Below are 18,074 nucleotides of genomic sequence, written 5' to 3' on the forward strand. Positions count from 1 at the left end.
CTGCGCTCGCTCGCAAGCTAAAGCTTACGGTACACCGCCATACCTCAGCCCAGGCTTTTCGCGTAAGCGCCCTATTAACCCCCACCGTATGGCACTACGCTTTCTCGCCCCGCTGGCCCTCTTAGGGCTGGCTACCACCTCTCTTTCTGCCCAAACCGCGCCGCCCGCGCACACTGTTTTTCTACTAGGCAACACTGCCCAGGGCGAGCTACCCGCCGCCCGCCTGCAAGCCCTGCGCCAGGCGCTGGCCCGCCAGACTACGCCGTTTACGGTAGTGCATTTGGGTGATATCGTGGCCAATGAAGGCCTGGCGGCCAAGAAAGACACCGCGCTCTCGCAAATTGAAAGAAGCCGGGCCGACGCGCTCATTGCCTTGGTGAAAGACTTGCCGCTGGGCAAAATCTACTTCCTGCCCGGCGACAAGGACTGGGCCAACTCGGGCCGCGACGGCCTGAAGGCCGTGCGCCGGCTGGAGAAATACATCGAAAAGCAGCTGCCCGGCCAGAATGCCTTCGTGCCCACCAACGGCTGCCCCGGCCCCGAAGTGGTGAACGTGGCCCCGCTGGTGCGGCTGGTGGCCCTGAACACGCCCTGGTTTACGCACCCCTACGACCGCCCCGAAGCGCCCGATACCGACTGCAAAACACTGACCAAGGAGGAGTTTCGGGAGCAATTGCAGGATATTCTCGACGACACCAAGGGCAAGAACGTGCTGCTGCTGGGCCACCACCCGGTAGTGACCAACGGCGTGTACGGCGGCCACGAGCCCCTGAGCCGCCACCTGAGCCCGCCCGTGCTGGGCACCCTCTACGCCGCCTACCGCCAGAATGTGGGCACCCCGCGCGACCTCGCCAGCCCCGGCTACCAGGCCCTGCGCAAAGAGCTGCTGAACACGCTGCAAAGCCATCCCGGCGCGGTATACGCCGCGGCACACGACTTCTCACTCCAGCTCACGCCTTTGCAGGGCAATTACCACCTCGTGGCCGGCAGCTTTGCCCAAAGCCAGCACGTAGGGGCCAGCAACACGGCGCTTTACAACAAAAAGGAAGACGGCTACGCCACCCTCGAATACTTTGCCGACGGCACGGTGAAAAGCCACTTCTACGCCTTTGCCGAAGGCGGCCAGCCGGCACGCGAAGCCTACGCGGGCACGCTCTTCCGCTCGCCCTGCGATGCGGATACTACCTCGCGCATTCCCGCCAACGCCTTTATCGTCAGCTGCCCCGGCGCGGCCCGCACGCCGGCCGAGCGCCGGCCCGATGCGCCGTTTCAGGCGGCCACGGTGGTAGTACCGGGGCCCGAGTACAAGGCCGGGCCGGCCAAGCGGTTTTTTATCGGGCCGCTTTACCGCACCTCTTGGCTCCAGCCGGTTAAGGTTGCTACGCTGAATCTGAAGACCGAAAAGGGCGGTTTGCGGCCCTTCGGGCGGGGCGGCGGGCGGCAGACGACCTCGCTCAAGCTCATCGCGACCGACTCGGCGGAGTACGTGTTTCGGTCGGTGGACAAGGACGTGACGACCATTCTGCCGCCCGAGCTGCGCAACTCGTTCGTGGCCCCGATTCTCAAGGACGTTACGGCTACGGCCAACCCGTATTCGGCGCTGCCCATCAGCGCGCTGCTCGACCATACCGACATTCTGCACGCCCGGCCGCGCCTGTTTCGGCTGCCTGATAACGACCAGCTGGGCCCCTACCGCCAGGACTACGCCGGTTTGCTCGGCACCCTCGAAGACCGACCCGGCGACCCCAAAGCCAACCTGCCGGGCTTCGGCAAGGCCGACGAGGTGACGCGCTCGTACAGCTTTTTCCGCAAGCTCTATAAAGACCACGCCAACCGCGTAGACGCCCAGAACCTGGCCCGCGCCCGTGCGTTCGACATGCTGGTGGCCGATTTTGGCAAGCACGAAGACAACTGGAAGTGGGCCGGCTACGACCAGGGCAAAGGCCAGGGCACCATCTACAAGCCCATTCCGCGCGACCGCGACCAGTCGTTTACCCTTTGGAACGGCCTGCTGACGTACCTCGCCAACCGCGAGTGGGCCGTGCCGAGCATCGAGGGTTTTCAAACCGAGTTTCAGGATATGAAAAGCCTGAACTGGCCGGCGCGCCACCTGGATAGGTTTCTGTTGCAAAGTCTGACCCGGCAGGATTGGCAAAATGCCGCCACCTACTTGCAGCAGCAGCTCACGCCGGCCGTGATTGACGAGGCCACCGCTACGCTGCCCGCCGAGGTGCAACCGCTTTCGGGCCAGGACATTAACCGCAAGCTCAAGGCGCGCATTCAGGCGCTGCCCCGCGCCGTGGACCGCTACTACCGGCTGCTGGCCCGGCGCGTCGACGTGGTGGGCTCTAACAAGGCCGAGATTTTCAAGGTCGAGCGCCTGGCGGGCGGCCGGGTGCGCGTGCAGGAATTTGCGCGCAAAGGCGACGCGGCCGAGCCCAGCGGCCCGGCCTTGTTCGACCGCACCTTCGAGCCCGCCGAAACCAAGGAAATCTGCCTCTATGGCCTTGATGGGCAAGATGTTTTCCAACTGACCGGGCAGGGCGGCCGGGGCAGCATCGTGGTGCGCGTGATTGGGGGCGCGGGCAAGGACGACATTGCCGACGACAGCCGCGCCGCCGGCCTGCGCCGCCTCACCAAGGTGTACGACACGCCCGGCACTACCCTGGCCGCCGGCCCCGAAACCGACGACCGCCGCAGCGCCAGCCGCACCGTGAATTTGTATGACCGCGAGGCGTTTGAGTTCAACAGCTACGCGCCGCGATTGGGTTTGTTTTACAACCGCAACGACGGCGTGGGGCTGTCGCTGGGCTTGGGCTTCGTGCGGCAGGGCTTTCGCAAGCCCGACTACAGCCACCGCTACGATTTTGCCTTGCAAACCTCCACGGGCGGGCAGTTTCAGCTGTCGGCCAGCACGCGCCACCGCCACGCCATCGGCAAGGTCGATGTGGGCGGCGAGGTGAATTACGGCAGCTACTTTCCGTTTTACAACTTCTTCGGCATCGGCAACAACTCGCAGAAAAGCGAAGACCTGTACGATGCCCGCTACTACCGCGCTCGCTACAAGGGCATTACGTTCAATGCGTTTGGCGAGCGCACGTTTTTTCAGCGCAGCGTTTTTCGGGTTGGCCCGTCCTACGAGTACTACACCGCCGACTACGCCGCCAGCAGCCAACTCGGCCAGGATTTGCGCCAGCAGCAGCCCGGCCAAGACAACCCGCGCCCGAACGCCGATTTTCAGCGCCTGGTGGGTTTGAACGCGCTATTCGACCTTGACCTGCGCAATCGCCGCGCCTTCGCCCAGCGCGGGGTGCGCCTGGTGGTGCGCCACAGCTCGTACCGGCAGCTGGCTGGCTACCAGGAGTTTTACGGCCTCACGCAGGGCTCGGCCGAGTACCTGGGCACGGCCCGGCTGGGCATCCCGGTTACGCTGGCCTTGCGCGCCGGCGGGGCCAAAAATCACGGCAACTCGGCGCACATCCCATTCTATAAGCTCACTAGCCTGGGTTTGGCCGAAAACCTGCGCGGCTACTACCGCAACCGCTTCACCGGCGACGCCAGCCTCTACTATAATACGGAGCTACGCCTAGCGCTGGGCCAGAGCAAAAACCACTTCCTACCCTTCTACTACGGCGTGTTCGGCTTCTACGACCAGGGCCGCGTGTACTACCAGGGCGCTTCGCCGGGCGGCTGGCACGCGGGCTACGGCGGCGGCATCTACCTGGCCCCAGTGGTCGAGACGATGGCCTTTTCGGTGTCGTACCAGGTGTCGGAGGAGAACACGTTGGTGCAGTTCGGGCTGGGCTTTCGGATAGACAAGTAGCCGGCCCGCGCGCCCGCTCAAACCGGGCGGCAGGCTGGGGCATTGTCCCTCGGCCTGCCGCCCGGCTTGCGTTATGCCGAGCAAGTTGGGCCGCCAATGGAAGCGCTGCTTTTCGCGGCGCTGGCATTAAATTTGTGCAGCAATTCGACCGATTATCTTTAATTAATAAAATTTATAACTTATACAATAAATAGTAGTCCCAAAAAGCATCGATTTTCGGGCTAAATAAAGCTTGCGTAATCGTAATAACTATGTAGTCAGCCTACATGAGGCTTTACTGAGCAGCTAAAAAATCAGTTTAATTCGTTATCAAATCGTGATTCATTAAAAAATCCTTTCCGGTACCGAAGCATCCTTTGCAGGTGCGCCTGGCCTCATTGGAATGTTCACAATCGCAAATGGGCTAACTGCCCGTTTCTGCTTCCTAAAAGCCCCCAAAACAGGCCTTTTCTGTAGTTTTTACGGCCTTTTTCTGTGAATACTGCTTATCATTGCGGAAATAACCCTGAAATTTTTAATGTATGAATAGAGCGCTGCGTTCTAGTTTCCTTTACCTAGCCTCGCTCGTTTTGCTGGCTTCGTGCGCCAGTAATCGCAATCTGGTTTACTTCAGTAATCTTAATTCTACGGCTACCAACGAGCAAGCTATTACCAACCGTATCGACCCGGTTATTCAGCCCGGCGACCTGCTGAGCATTACGGTTAATAGCGCCAGTCCCGAGTCGAACGTGCTCCTCAATACGGGTATTTTGCTGCCGAGCGGCAACCCGCTGCCGGCCAATGAACTCACCCGCAAAGCCAGCGAGGGCTACCTGGTCGATGACCAGGGCAACATCAAGTTTCCGGTGCTGGGGCAGGTAGCGCTGGGCGGCCTCACCCGCGAAGCCGCCATTGCCAAGCTCACCACCGAGCTGGCCAAGAACACGGTGAAGTCGCCGACGGTCAACATCAGCTACCTCAACTTTCGGGTGACGGTGCTGGGCGAGGTTACGAAGCCGTCGACCTTTACCGTTACCAACGAGCACATTACGCTGCTCGAAGCCCTGGGCATGGCCGGCGACATGACGGCTTACGGCCAGCGCGAAAAGGTGCTGGTGATTCGGGAGAAGGGCGGCAAGCGCCAGATTAAGCAGCTCGACCTCACCAGCAAAGACGTGCTCTCGTCGCCCTACTTCTACCTCCAGCAAAACGACGTAGTGTACGTGGCCCCCGACCGGGCCCGCAGCCTGCAAGCCAGCGCCCGTGCCGTCAACCTGCCCATTTATGTTTCTATCGCCTCGGTGGTGGCCATCGTTATCAGCAGCCTACTGCTGCGGCGCTAGCGGCTGCCCGCTACTGCCTTCAAACTTAGCTTTCATTATAAACCCTACGCTGGTATGCGCAACTATATAAGATACTGGTATTTCATTGTACTGGGGGCCGTGGTAGGCCTCACGGGAGCCTACCTGTACCTGCGGTACGTCGCCATTCCCAAGTACAGCATTACCAGCTCCATACTGATTCGGGAAGAGGGCCAGGCCCCCACCCTGTCGGGCCTGACTAATACCTCATCGGAAGAGTTGCTCAAGCCCAAGCAAAGCGTTGACAACGAGACGCAGCTGCTGCGCTCGCGCAGCCTGATGCTGCGCGTGGTAAACGAGCTGGCTCTCTACGCCAGCTACTACCAGCAGCCCGATAAGCCGCGCACCGAGCTCTACGACAGAGATTTGCCGGTGGCCGTGTCGCCGCTCAGCACTTTGCAGCCCACGGCTTACAAGCAGCAGGTTCGGCTGCTGCCGAAGGCCGATAGCACTTTTACCCTGCAAGAGGGCAGCACCACGGTGGGGCCCTTCCGCCTGGGGCAGCAGGTAGCGCGCCCCTACGGCACGCTGATGCTGGTGCCCACGCTCTACTACTCGACGCAGGTGGCGGCTTACCCGCAGGGCTACGTTATCGTGTTCGCCAACCCGCAGGAGGTAGCCGAAGACTTCAACCAGCTGCTCACGGTATCGTCGGCCAACAAAGATGCCAGCGTGCTCAACCTCTCGCTCATCAGCCCGGTGCCGGCCAAAGGCCGCGACATCATGAACAAGCTGCTACAAGTGTACAGCAAGGAAGCGGTAGAAGACAAAAACGAGGCGTCGGCCAGCAAGCTGGCGTTTTTGGACCGTCGCATCAAGTCGCTGGGCACCGAGCTGACGGGCGTGGAAGATGCCGTTCAAAGCTACAAGGAGTCGCAGAATATCGCCGACGTGGGCGTGCAGGTTTCCAGCAACGTAGAGCAGGCGAGCGCGTTGCAAACCAAGCTGGCCGACTGGGCCAACCAGATTCAGGTGCTGCAATCCATCGAAAACTACCTGAACTCGCAGGCAAACCAGTACCGCCTGGTGCCCAGCACCCTGGGCATTCAGGACCAAACGCTGCTGGGGCTGATTAACCAGTTCAACGGCATCCAGGTGGAGCGCGAGCGCCTGCTGCGCACCAACCAGGAAAACAACCCCCTCGTGCTCAGCACCAACGAGCAGCTGGCCACGATGCGCACCAAGATTCTGGAAAACCTGCGCAACATCAAGAACGGCCTCGTCATCACGAGCCGCAACCTGCAAAACTCGTCGGGCCAGGTGCGGGCCAAGATTAACAGCGCGCCCGTGGTGCAGCGCACCCTGCAAGCCAAGGAGCGCGAGCGCTCGCTGCGCCAGAACATCTACTTGTACCTGATGCAGAAGCGCGAAGAAGCGGCGCTGGCGTTGTCGGCCACCGTGTCCAACTCCCGCGTTATCGACCCGGCTACCGCGAGCGAGCTGCCCGTGAGCCCCAACCGCAAAATGACCTACCTGCTGGGCCTGCTGCTGGGCATGGGTTTGCCGCTGTCGCTGCTGTATGCCAAAGGGCAGATGAACACCAAGGTTGAAACCAAGGCCGAGGTTGAAGAGCTGACGACTACCCCTATTCTGGGGGAAATCGCGCGCAAGCGCGGGGGCAACACGGTAGTAGTGGCGCGCGACAACCGCAGCGCGCTGGCCGAAATGTTTGGGCTGGTGCGCGCCAACCTGAATTTTGCCACGGCGGGCCGCGAAAACAAAATCACGTTGATTACCTCTACCGTACCGGGCGAGGGCAAGTCGTTCATTTCCATCAACCTGAGCAATAGCCTGGTGGTGATGGGCAAGAAAGTAGTGCTGCTGGACCTCGACCTGCGCAAGCCCTCGCTGGCGCACGAGCTGTCCCTGCGCAACGAGCCCGGCATCACCGACTATCTGGTATCGGACCGGCTGGCCATCAGCGACATTCTGCAAACCTCGGCGAGCACGCCTGGCCTGTTTGTCATTGGCGCGGGCTCGGTGCCGCCCAACCCGGCCGAGCTACTGGCCTCGCCCAAGCTGGCGTTTTTGCTGCACGAGCTGGCCGAGCAATTCGACCATATCTTCATCGATACGCCGCCCATCGGGCTCGTGGCCGACGCGTTCAGCCTCGCGCCGCTCGCCAACTCGACCATCTGCGTGGTGCGCTACAACTACTCGCAGCGTGAGCACGTGAAGGCCATCGAGAGCCTCTACGCCAACAAGAAATTCAATAGCCTGATGCTGGTGCTCAACGACAGCCGCGCCAACGTGAGCAGCTATTACGGCTACGGGCACGACAAAGCCCAGGCCAAACGCAAGCAACAAGTCGAAGTTTAACTTTCTGGTAGCCGGGCATTTCCTGTGAATGCCCGGCCCTTTCCTATGCAGCAGCTCACGCTCCCTTCCGCTCTTTCGGTGCCTACGTCGACCGACGCCGCCAACCCCGGCGGGCTGGCCGACCTGCGCCGGGTGGCCTGGATTTGTGCCTTCTGCCAGTTTTGGGTGGCCGTGCTGTGCCTGGGTGGCTCGCAGCTGCTGGCCGACTCGCACGACTTTTCGGTGCTGTGCGGGGTAGTGGCCTGCGCGGGGTGCCTCGTGCCCATTTTGTACGCCCTGTTCAAGAAGCGCTTTTTCATCTTGTTCAGCTGCGTCAGCATCTTCAACCTGGCTCCCATCTGGTTTTTGTACCTGGAGGTGATACTGCCCGGCCACGATGCCTACGTGTACAGCCGGCCCATGCACAAGATGGAGGCCCTGTTCTGGGCCGCCGCCTTCCAGGTTTTCGCCAACCTGGTGTACGTGCTGCTGTGGCGGCCCCTCACGGCGCTTTCGATTCGCAGCTTCGCGTTTCTGGCCAAGATTAACTTGTCGGCCACTTTCTACGGGGTAGCGGCTATTCTGGCGTTTACCGTGCCGCTGCTGGCTTTTTACTACTACTACGAGTCGTTCGACATCCTGTGGACGGCCCTGACGGCCGGGCGCTCGACGGGCGGCTCGGGGGGCGGCCTGCTGGTGCAGGACTCGACCGGCAACTCCAGCTCGTTTATGCTGCCCTTCAACTGGTTGTGGCAGCTTACGCCGCTGTTCGGGGCTATTACCCTCACCTCGGCCCGCAACAAGCTGCGCCCGCTGCCCATCCTGGCCATGGCGTCGGGCATGGTGGTTATTTTCGTGTTCTTCCTGGGGGGCAGCCGCTCGACCATGATGTTCGTGGCCGCGCCGGTGCTGTTCTTTCTGTTTTACTACAATTGGGACAAGGGCGTCAAATTCTGGACTATTGCCGGCCTGCTGCTGTTTTTCATCATCGGGGTAATGGAGATGCAGGTGCGCTTTCGCGGCAACCTGCTCGAAGTGCTCGCCGACCCCGAAAAGGCGGCCCACGACCGCGGCCTGGCCTCGGCTACCACCTTCGACCCCAGCGAGTCGCACCGCGACAACAACATGTACCTGTTTTGCCTCATGGTGCAGGGCTACCCCGACCGCTACCACTACGAAGGCTTCAACGACTTCTTCGCGGTGCTGGTCAACCCCATTCCCCGCGCCATCTGGCCCGGCAAGCCCGTGCTGAACGGGGCCACCGACCTCTCGCACCAGTTTTCGTTTGTGCTCGACGGGCCGCTCTTCATGGGCACTACCAGCCTCACCTACTCCATCGTGGGCGAGGCCTACCAGGCGGGCGGCATGTGGGGCGTGTTTGTGTACGCGGTAGCCTACGCCCTCTTTATGCTGGGCCTCGATGGCATGGTGTATTACGCCGGGCAGCGCCAGGTGCTGTCGGTGGGCGTGCTGGGCATCGGGGTGTTTCTGTCTTTCTGGGGCTACCGCGCCTTTTTCGCGCTCATTGGCTTCACCTACCCACTCATTCTGCTGCTAGGACTGCTATTCATTCTCAAAAAGCTGCGCATAGTGTAAGCTGCTCCGCTAAATCAGACGTTATATGAAGATAACCTATACCGGTCCCGTTCGCTCAAGCAACTACGCTTACGCGCAGGCCCTCTACAACGTGAAGGCGCTGCACGCTTTCGTTTCGGGCTTTAGCCGGCTCAGCCCGCGCGCCAAGCTCATCAACGTGGGCGACAAGCTCAAGCGCCACGACTTCTTCCAGACCCTGTTTGTGGGCACGCTGATGATGAAGTTTCCGATGCCGATCCAGCGGGTACTGCACAGCCTGGCCAGCGCCCGCCTCGATGCCGCGTCTTACAAGTACGCCCGCGAGTCTGACGCCTTCGTGTACTACCGCACCCAGGGCTTCAACACCACCAAGCGCCTGCACCGCGAAGGCAGCCGCACGCTGTGCATCATGGAGGAAGTGAACAGCCACGCCGAATACGCCAAGGAAATTCTCTTGCCCGAGTTCGAGCGCCTGGGCCTCGACCGCTCGTACGACGACGAAATCGACTTCGACCAGCGCTTGCTGGCTTATAAGGAGGCCGATTATATTCTCTGCCCGTCCGACTTCGTGGTCAATTCATTTATCGAGAAAGGCTTTCCGGCCGACAAGCTACTCAAAGTCAATTTCGGCTTCCCGCCGATTGAGGTCGAAACGACTTCTGCCGACAAGTACCAGTCGGGGGCCCCGTTCCGGGTGCTCTACGTGGGCCAGATTAGCTACCGCAAGGGCCTGCGCTACGCCATCGATGCCTTCAACCGCCTCGACCACCCCAACAAGGAATTCATCATCGTAGGCCCCCACACCGTGGTTACGGGGCTTGAGAAAACGACGATTCCGGCCGAGGTGAAGTTTACGGGCGTGCTCAAGGGCGAAGACCTCAAAAACCAGTACCGCCAGGCCAGCTGCTTTATCTTGCCGAGCCTCGAAGAAGGCCTGGCGCTGGTGCAGGGCGAGGCCCTCTCGTTTGGCCTGCCCCTGCTCATTACCACCAACACCGGCGGGGCCGACCTCATTACGGACGGCGTGGAAGGCTTTATCGTGGCGCCCTGCGACACGGATGCGCTCTACGACCGCCTCAAGCAAATGGCCGACGACCCGGCCCTGCTGGCCCGCATGTCGGTAGAGGCTACTGCCACGGCGCGCCGCCTCGGCAGCTGGGACAAGGCCGCCGACAAGCTGGTGGCGCAGGTAGCCGAATTAATCGCCGCCCGGCAGCCCGTAGCCGCCAAGCACTAACCCGCTCTTTCCGAATGGCTTCTTTGCTTCGTATGGCTTAGCCAATAGCTGTGGCCAGCTTGTCTTTGCCCGGTCCAGTTTTGGCTGGCTAAAGACACATCGGGTATATTTCGCGCTTACCTATTTCGCGCTAGCGCTATTGTATGCCTAAGAAAATTCTCTTGCTATGGTCACCGCTGGCCGACTACTCGGTGGCCTGCCTGCGGCAATTGGCGCAAAAGCCCGACCTGGAACTCTACCTGGTGTACCAGGCGGCGGAAGCGCTGGCTCCCTACGAGGATTTGGACGTGTCCTTCTGCCGCCGAAACTTTGTGCAAACGGCCGACAACGGCGAGGAAATCGCGCAGTTTTGCTACCAGCTGCGGCCCGATACCATCATCATGGCCTCCTGGAACCACGCCTTGTACATGCGCATCAGCCGCAAGTGCCGCCAGCAGGGCACCTACGTCGTGTCGGTATTTGACCGGCAGTGGCTGAGCACGCCCAAGCAGTGGCTGGGCGTGTTTACGTCGGCTATCTATCTGAAACCCTGCATTGATAACTTCTTTGTATCGGGCGACCGGCAGGCGGCCTTTGCGCGGCGGCTCGGCTATCCCAACCCCTACATGGGCTACAACTGCGCCAATACCGACCGCTTCGAAGGCTTGCCGGCCAGCCCGGAAAAGAACTTCATCTTTGTCGGCCGGCTGGTGGCCTACAAGGGGGTGCAGGCGCTGCTGCACGCCTACGCGGCCTACCGCGCCACTACCGCCGAGCCCTGGGGCCTGCTCATCTGCGGCAAGGGCGAGCTGGAAAGCTACTGCGCCAGCCAGCCCGGCGTGCGTTTGCTGGGCTTTGCCCAGCCGCAGCAGCTGCCGGCGTATCTGGCGCAGGCTACCTGCCTGGTGCTGCCTAGCTCGTTTGAGCCCTGGGGCCTGGTGGTGCACGAGGCCACGGCGGCCGGCCTGGCGGTTATCGCCTCGCACCAGGTGGGCGCTACTACCTACTATGTGCGCGATGGCCAGAATGGCTACATCGTGAACCCCGACGAGGCTTCGCTGCTGCGCGCGATGCGCCTGGTAGCCGCCGCCACCGACGAGCAGCTGGCCGCCATGCGCGCGACCAGCCAGCAGCTGGCCTCGCTCTGGACCCTGCAAAAGTGGGCCGACTACGTTCACCACCACTGCCTGCCCGCCGCCGCTTAACCTATCCCGGCGGCCTTACGTCGCTTTTTTCTGCTTTAGTTTTTGCTTTATCTATGCACAATGAGGATACCTTCGTAGGCCCTTCTTTTTCGCTGCGCAACCGCCTGAGCCGCTTGCTGTGGGGGGTAGCGTCGCTGCTGGTTTTTCGGTTTTCGCCCCGGCCGCTGCACGGCTGGCGCTCGTGGGTGCTTCGCTGCTTTGGGGCCAAGGTGGGCAAGGGCGTGCACGTGTACCCCGGGGTTAAGATATGGGCCCCCTGGAACCTGGAGCTGGCCGACGAGTGCGGCATTGCCGACGGCGTAACGCTGTATTCGCAAGGAAAAATTATCGTGGGCAAGCGCGCCGTTATTTCGCAGGGCTCGCACCTAGTCACGGGCACGCACGACTACACGCACCCCGGCTTTCCGCTGGTTACCAGCCCCATCGTTATCGGCGACCACGTCTGGATTACGGCCGAGGCCTTCATTCACCCCGGCGTTACCATCGAGGAAGGGTGCATTATCGGGGCACGCTCGGTCGTGACCAAAAGCATGCCCGCCTGGACCGTTTGCGCCGGGCACCCCTGCCGGCCCCTCAAGCCCCGCGAGCAATTCAGCAAAGCCTAGCCCCCGGCCGGGAACTTCTTTCACTATCAGCCAGCTCCTCCCCCACCTATCCCGCCCACGCGCAGCGGGAGTACGGACCTATGACACAGCATCTAAGCGAAAAGCTAAAGCTCCTTTCAGCGGTAGCCATTCTATTAGTATTGTATATCCACTCTGGCTTTCACGACGATGAGATAGCTGGCATGGCGGCCAACCACTACACGCAGGAGGTGGTGTCTACGCTGCTGGGCCGGTGCGCCGTGCCGCTTTTCTACGCGATGTCGGGGTACCTGTTTTTTCTTAAAACGCCCCGGGGCCTGGCCTCCATCCCCGAAAAAATTCAGAAGCGCCTGCACACGCTGCTGATTCCATACGTGCTTACGGCGCTGTTCTACGTGGCCTTTCTGGTTGTTGTCAACAGCATTCCGGCGCTCAGTAAGTTCATCAACAGCAGCATTTTGCCTACCCTGCACCAAAGCTGGCCCCGGGTGCTGGCCGCTATTTTCTACGATGCGGGCAACGGCTCGCCGCTGGCCTTTCACCTGTGGTTTGTACGCGACCTGCTTTTCGTGGTGCTGCTTTCGCCGCTGTTGTACGTGCTGCTGCGGTACCTGGGCTGGGGATGGGTGCTGCTGGCTTTCGTAGCGGCCTTCGCCGAGCTGCCCTACCTGCCAGTCGTCGCCTTATTTTGGTTTAGCCTGGGCGGCGCCCTCACCAAGTACCCGGTGGCCGTGGCGCACCCCCGGCTGGGGCTCGCCCTGCTGGGCGCGTTCCTGCTGGTGTCAGCCGCTCAATTGCTCACGCCCGAGCTAGCGCTCTGGAAGCCGGCCCGGATTCCGATTATTCTGCTCGGGGTCAGCGCCATCTGGCTGGCCTACGATGCCTTGGTGCCCGCCGGGTTTTCGCTGCGGCGGCACGCCTGGCTGGATGCCGCGTGCAATTTCACCTTCTTCGTTTACTTGTTTCACGAGCCCGCGCTAAACGTGGTGCGCAAGCTGCTGGTAGTGGCTACCGGCAAAAACTCGCCGGGCTACCTGCTCTCCTACCTGCTGTCGCCCTGGCTGTTTATGGCGCTGGCTACCGTGGTGGGCATCTACCTCAGAAAACTGGTTCCCAGGCTTTACGCGGTGGTAGTAGGCGGCCGCTGATTCGTTCATTTCCTTCCGAGAGCCCGCACGGCGGCCCACTTTCTTACTTTATGATATCGGTTTTAATTCTTACCAAAAACGAGGAACAAGACTTGCCCTCCTGCCTGGCGTCGGTAAAATGGTCGGATGACGTTCACGTATTCGACTCGTTTAGCACGGATAAAACCGTCGAGCTGGCCCGGGCGGCCGGGGCCCACGTCACGCAGCGGCGCTTCGATGGCTACGCCTCGCAGCGCAACGCCGGCCTGCGCGAGGTAGCCTACAAAAACCCGTGGATATTGATTCTGGACGCCGATGAGCAGATACCGGCCGGGGCCGAAGTGCAGCTGCTGGCCGAGATAAACCAGGCCCCCGCCGCCGTGAGCGCCCTGCGCCTGCGCCGCCGCGACTACCTCTACGACACCTGGCTCAAGCACGCGCAGATTTCGCCGTTCTACATCCGGCTGGTGCGGCAGGGCAAAGCCCACTACCACCGCGAAATCAACGAGGTGCTGCTCGTGGACGGTGAAATCGCCGACTCGAAAGTGCTGTTCAATCACTACCCATTTTCCAAGGGCATCACGCACTGGGTTGCCAAGCACAACCAGTACTCCACGATGGAGGCCCAGCGCTGGCTGGAAGAGCACCAGCAGAACATCGACTTTAGCTTGCGCGACGCGCTGTTTCACAAGGATTTCAGTCACCGGCGCTACCACCAGAAGGGCTTGTTTTACAAGCTACCCGGCCGCCCCCTCATCAAGTGGCTGTACATGGTAGTGGGCCGGCGCGCCTTCCTGGATGGCTACGCGGGGTTCACATATGCCACGCTTCAGGCTATCTACGAGTACTTTATCGTCTTGAAAACCGACGAGCTGCTGCGCAACAAGCCGCGCTAGCGGGCCGGCCAGCCGGCCGGGCTTCACCTACCGCCCAGTGGGGCGCGCGTACTTTTGAGCTTAAATTATCAAGGGGGTAGCCCAGGCCGCCGGCCGCCCATGCGCGGCCGGCGCTTGCCTGCCCGGGCTTTTCCTGCCAGTTCCAGTTTTGCTGATGAATGCTTCGTTTAAAAACATCTTTAAGGCATCGGGAGCAGCTTCGCTGGGCCAGATTCTAAACATCCTCAACCAGCTGGCGCTGGTGCCCTTGTATATCAAGGTCTGGGGGCCACCGCTCTACGGCGAGTGGCTGATACTGAGCGCGGCACCGTCGGTGATTGCCATGGCGGGCGACTTTGGCTTTGGCACGGTGGCCGCCAACGAGATGAACATCGCCGTGGCCCGCAACGACCAGGATTACGCGCTGAAAGTCTTTCAAAACAACTGGCTGGTCATTAGTGCCTTCTCACTGCTGTTTCTCGTAGTGGCCGGCATCGGGCTGGCCGTGCTGCCCGTCAGCACCAGCCTGAACCTGCACCTGATAGCTGACCAGGATGCCAAGCTCATCATTGCCCTGTTTTTGTTTACCATCCTGCTTTCGCAGCAAAACGTGCTGCTGATGGCGGCGCTCCGCTGCGACGGCAACTACGTGGCGGGCCTGCTGGTGGGCAATATTGGCCGGCTGGTCGAGCTGGTGCTGGTGGCCGTGCTGCTCTTTGCCTACCACGCCGCCCCGCTCACGCTGGTTATCACGCTCACCATCACCGGCATCCTGACCACGCTCACCAACTGGATACTGGTGCGCACCCGCAGCCCCTGGATTAAGCACGGCACCCGGCACTTCTCGATGGACATCATCAAGGCGCAGACGCCGGTGGCGCTGTCCTTTTTGTCGTTCCCCATCACGCAGGCGTTTTCCATCCAGGGCACCGTTATTCTGGTCGGCTACCTGCTCAACCCCGCCGCGGTCGTAATTCTGACTACCACCCGCACGTTTATGAACGTGATTAAGCAGGTAGTGGCCGTGGTAAACTCCTCCATCTGGCCCGAAATGACGACGGCCTTCGGCCAGAACGATTCGGCTAAGTTTCAGAATATCTTTATCCGGGCCGTGCAGGCGGTAGCGCTTATCGTGCTCAGCTTCAACGTTTCGATGTGGCTTATCGGCAAGCCCATCTACTTGTTCTGGACCAAGCACAAGCTGGAGTTCAACAGCGCGTTTTTCTACCCGTTTGCCATCGTCACCTCCATCAGCGCGCTGTGGAGCATCTTCGGCATGGTGCAAAACGCCACCAACAACACCCGCAAATTTGCCATTTACAACCTGTGCAGCCTGGCTATTCTGCTGCTGGGCATCACCTTCACCAGCCGGCCGTTTGGCTTGCAGGGCGTGCTGTGCACCATGTTCGTCGCCGAAAGCTTTATGCTAATCTTCGTCATGCGCACCTCGCTGCAAATCCTCGACGGGCCTTCGCTGGCGGGATTCTTCCGGCTGCGCCGCCGCAGCGTGGCGGTCGAGTAGTCGTAGCGCCCGCGCCCGAAAAAGCCCCTCCCACGTTGCTTTCTTGCAAAGTGGGAGGGGCTTTTTCGGGCGCGGGCGCTACGGCCGTTTAATCTACTACGGTAGCGGCGATGTCGTTTTCCTGCTCTATTTCCTCGTCCATAATCACGTCGCCCTGGCCGAAGGAATCGGCTCCTTCTTCGACCAGCGTTGGCATGGTAGCCGCTGCTGCCGCCGTGGCCTCGGCGGCGGCCAAGCGCTGGCGCTGGGCGGCTTGCTCGTGCAGCAGCGCCAGCAGGCCCTCGGGCGTGGCGTTGGCGAGCTGCGCGTCGTCGGGGCGGCGGTAGAAATCGCGGTGGATATTCACGGCTGCCTCGCCGGCCGCGGGCTGCTGCCGGATGTAAGCCCCATCCTCGCGCATCACGTAGCTGTTCTGGTTGTCGAGCAGGTTGAGCTGCAAGATGTGGATGGCTTCGCGCCGCAGCTGGGGGTTCTGAATCAGGAAGATAGCCTCGATGCGACGGTCGAAGGAACGCACCATCGCATCGGCCGAGCCGGCGTAGAGGCGCGCCTCGCCGTTGTGGTGGAAGTAGAACAGGCGGGCGTGCTCCAGGTACTCGCCCACGATGCTGCGCACCTCGATGTTCTCGCTCAAACCCGGCCGGCCCGGCCGCAGGCAGCAAATGCCCCGCACAATGCACCGAATGGGCACGCCAGCCTTGCTAGCCTTGTAAAACTCGTCAATCAACTCCCGGTCCTCTAGCGAGTTCATCTTCATCACGATGCCGCTAGGCAGGCCTTTTTTGGCGTTTTTGGCCTCCTCCCGTACCAAGTGGATGAGCTGCTGCCGCATGTCCTTGGGCGCGGTGATGAGGTACTCGTAGTCGTCGGGCTGCGAATGGCCGGTGATTACATTGAAGAACTCCGACACGTCGTGGCCATACGTGTCGTTGGTCGTCAGCATGCTCAGGTCGGTGTAGAGGCGCGAGGTTTGCTCGTTGTAGTTGCCCGAGCCGATGTGCACGTAGCGCGTCACCTTCTCCCCTTCCTTCCGGATAATCATCATCATCTTGGTGTGAGTCTTGTACTTACCCACGCCGTAGATGACGAAGCAGCCGGCCTTTTCGAGCCGCGCGCCCTCCCGGATGTTACGCTCCTCATCGAAGCGCGCCTTCACCTCAAACAGCACCGAGACGTGCTTGCCGTTTTCGGCGGCTTTGAGCAGCGCGGCGGTCACGCGCGAGTCTTCGGCCAGACGGTAAATCGTTTGCTTGATGCCCAGCACCTGCGGGTCTTCGGCGGCGCGCTCGAGCAGACGTACCACTGGCTCGATGCTGTTGTAGGGGTGGTGCAGCAGCACGTCGTGGTGCTTGAGGTACTCAAACAGGTTTTCGTCGGCCCCGTCGGGCAAACTCAGCGGCGCTACCGGCGAGGGCTGCTTGGCCCCCTTGCCCCGGAAGCTCGGGTAGCGCAGAATCTGGTTAAGCCCCTTTAAATCAAGCAGCCCCGGAATCACGAAGATGTTACCGTTGTCGATGTTCCAGCGCTCGCGCAGGATGTTCATGAGGTAGGGCGAGGCGTCGGGCTCGACCTCCACGCGCACCACGCGGCCGCGCTTGCGGGTTTTCAGGCCCGCCTGAATCTCCTTGATGAAGTTGGTGTCGATATCCTCCGATTCTTCCAGCGTGAAGTCGCCGTTGCGCGTAATGCGCAACAAATCAGCCGATACTATCTCCACGTTGCGAAACAGCTTGTGCAGGTTTTCGCGCACGATTTCCTCGATGGGCACGAACACTACCCGGTCTTTGCGCGTGATTTCGAAGAAGCGCGTCAGGTTTTGCGGAATCTGCACGAAGGTGAGACGCTCTTGCCCTTTTTCCATGTCGGGCACCGAGGCGGGGGCCATGCTGCCAACCTCGGCCGTACTCAGGCCCCGCGTCACGACGCCGAAGGTCAGCACCTGGTTCATGATGAGCGGAAAGCCGTGGTACGAGTCGTAGACCATCGGCGTGAGCAGCGGAAAAACCGTGTTTTTGAAGTAGCCTTCCACCTTTTTCAGCTCTACCTCCGTCAGCTCGGGCATGCGCCGGATGCTGAAGCCCTGCTTCTCAAACTGCGGCTTCAGCTCGTTCAAATACATCAGCGACTGGTCGTTGACGAAGCGGTGCGCGAAGTCGAGCAGCTTGCGCCGAAACGGCAGCTCGCGCAGCCCCGAGTAGTCGATGCGCTCCTTGCCGTAGTCGAGGTAGTTGTAGAGCGAGCCCACCCGAATCATGAAAAACTCGTCGAGGTTCGAGCTCGTGATGCTCATAAACCGCAGCCTATCGAACAGCGAGCGGCTGGTGTCCTTGGCCTGGTCGAGCACCCGGTAGTTGAAGCGCAGCCAGCTGAGGTCGCGGCTGATGTACTTGCTTTTGCGGATAAGGTCGGCAGATTTAAATAATTTCATGACCGCAGATTCAAACGGATTTGTAGGATTTAACGGATACGCCCGCTGCGCGGGCTGGCTATACAGCCAAGTTCCAGCTTG

The 18,074-nt window shown here is 60.9% G+C and carries 11 protein-coding genes; 10 read left to right on the forward strand and 1 reads right to left on the reverse strand.

From position 1 onward, the window contains the following. Positions 1-88 precede the first annotated feature (88 nt). From VFO93_RS09695 to VFO93_RS09740, 10 genes are all read left to right on the forward strand, one after another. A complete protein-coding gene (locus VFO93_RS09695) occupies positions 89-3,823 on the forward strand; it encodes a hypothetical protein (protein WP_325134166.1) in 3,735 nt (1,244 codons plus the stop codon). A gap of 569 nt (positions 3,824-4,392) precedes the next feature. Further along, entirely contained in the window at positions 4,393-5,145 is a 753-nt protein-coding gene (locus VFO93_RS09700) for a polysaccharide biosynthesis/export family protein (protein WP_325134167.1), read from the forward strand. 54 nt (positions 5,146-5,199) lie between these two features. Next, the gene (locus VFO93_RS09705) at positions 5,200-7,482 is read left to right on the forward strand and encodes a GumC family protein (RefSeq protein ID WP_325134168.1); all 2,283 of its coding nucleotides are present in this window, start codon (positions 5,200-5,202) and stop codon (positions 7,480-7,482) included. A 78-nt stretch (positions 7,483-7,560) separates the two neighbouring features. After that, complete coding sequence (locus VFO93_RS09710) at positions 7,561-9,057, forward strand: hypothetical protein (protein ID WP_325134169.1); 1,497 nt, start codon at positions 7,561-7,563, stop codon at positions 9,055-9,057. A 25-nt stretch (positions 9,058-9,082) separates the two neighbouring features. Continuing rightward, a complete protein-coding gene (locus tag VFO93_RS09715; RefSeq protein WP_325134170.1) occupies positions 9,083-10,273 on the forward strand; it encodes a glycosyltransferase family 4 protein in 1,191 nt (396 codons plus the stop codon). A gap of 143 nt (positions 10,274-10,416) precedes the next feature. Further along, entirely contained in the window at positions 10,417-11,457 is a 1,041-nt protein-coding gene (locus tag VFO93_RS09720) for a glycosyltransferase family 4 protein (RefSeq protein WP_325134171.1), read from the forward strand. A gap of 53 nt (positions 11,458-11,510) precedes the next feature. Then, positions 11,511-12,062 carry a DapH/DapD/GlmU-related protein gene (locus VFO93_RS09725; RefSeq protein WP_325134172.1) on the forward strand — a complete coding sequence of 184 codons (552 nt, stop codon included), beginning with the start codon at positions 11,511-11,513 and terminating at the stop codon, positions 12,060-12,062. 80 nt (positions 12,063-12,142) lie between these two features. Further along, positions 12,143-13,189, forward strand: coding sequence for an acyltransferase family protein (locus VFO93_RS09730; protein WP_325134173.1), 1,047 nt, complete (start codon positions 12,143-12,145; stop codon positions 13,187-13,189). A 50-nt stretch (positions 13,190-13,239) separates the two neighbouring features. Next, positions 13,240-14,064: a glycosyltransferase family 2 protein gene (locus tag VFO93_RS09735; protein ID WP_325134174.1), complete on the forward strand. Its 825-nt coding sequence runs from the start codon at positions 13,240-13,242 to the stop codon at positions 14,062-14,064. A gap of 154 nt (positions 14,065-14,218) precedes the next feature. Continuing rightward, complete coding sequence (locus VFO93_RS09740; RefSeq protein ID WP_325134175.1) at positions 14,219-15,565, forward strand: hypothetical protein; 1,347 nt, start codon at positions 14,219-14,221, stop codon at positions 15,563-15,565. A gap of 88 nt (positions 15,566-15,653) precedes the next feature. Here VFO93_RS09740 and ppk1 read toward each other — a convergent pair whose 3' ends face one another. After that, a complete protein-coding gene (gene ppk1, locus VFO93_RS09745) occupies positions 15,654-17,993 on the reverse strand; it encodes a polyphosphate kinase 1 (RefSeq protein WP_325134176.1) in 2,340 nt (779 codons plus the stop codon). Positions 17,994-18,074 lie beyond the last annotated feature (81 nt).

It is taken from the genome of Hymenobacter sp. (assembly GCF_035709525.1).
Lineage (GTDB): Bacteria > Bacteroidota > Bacteroidia > Cytophagales > Hymenobacteraceae > Hymenobacter.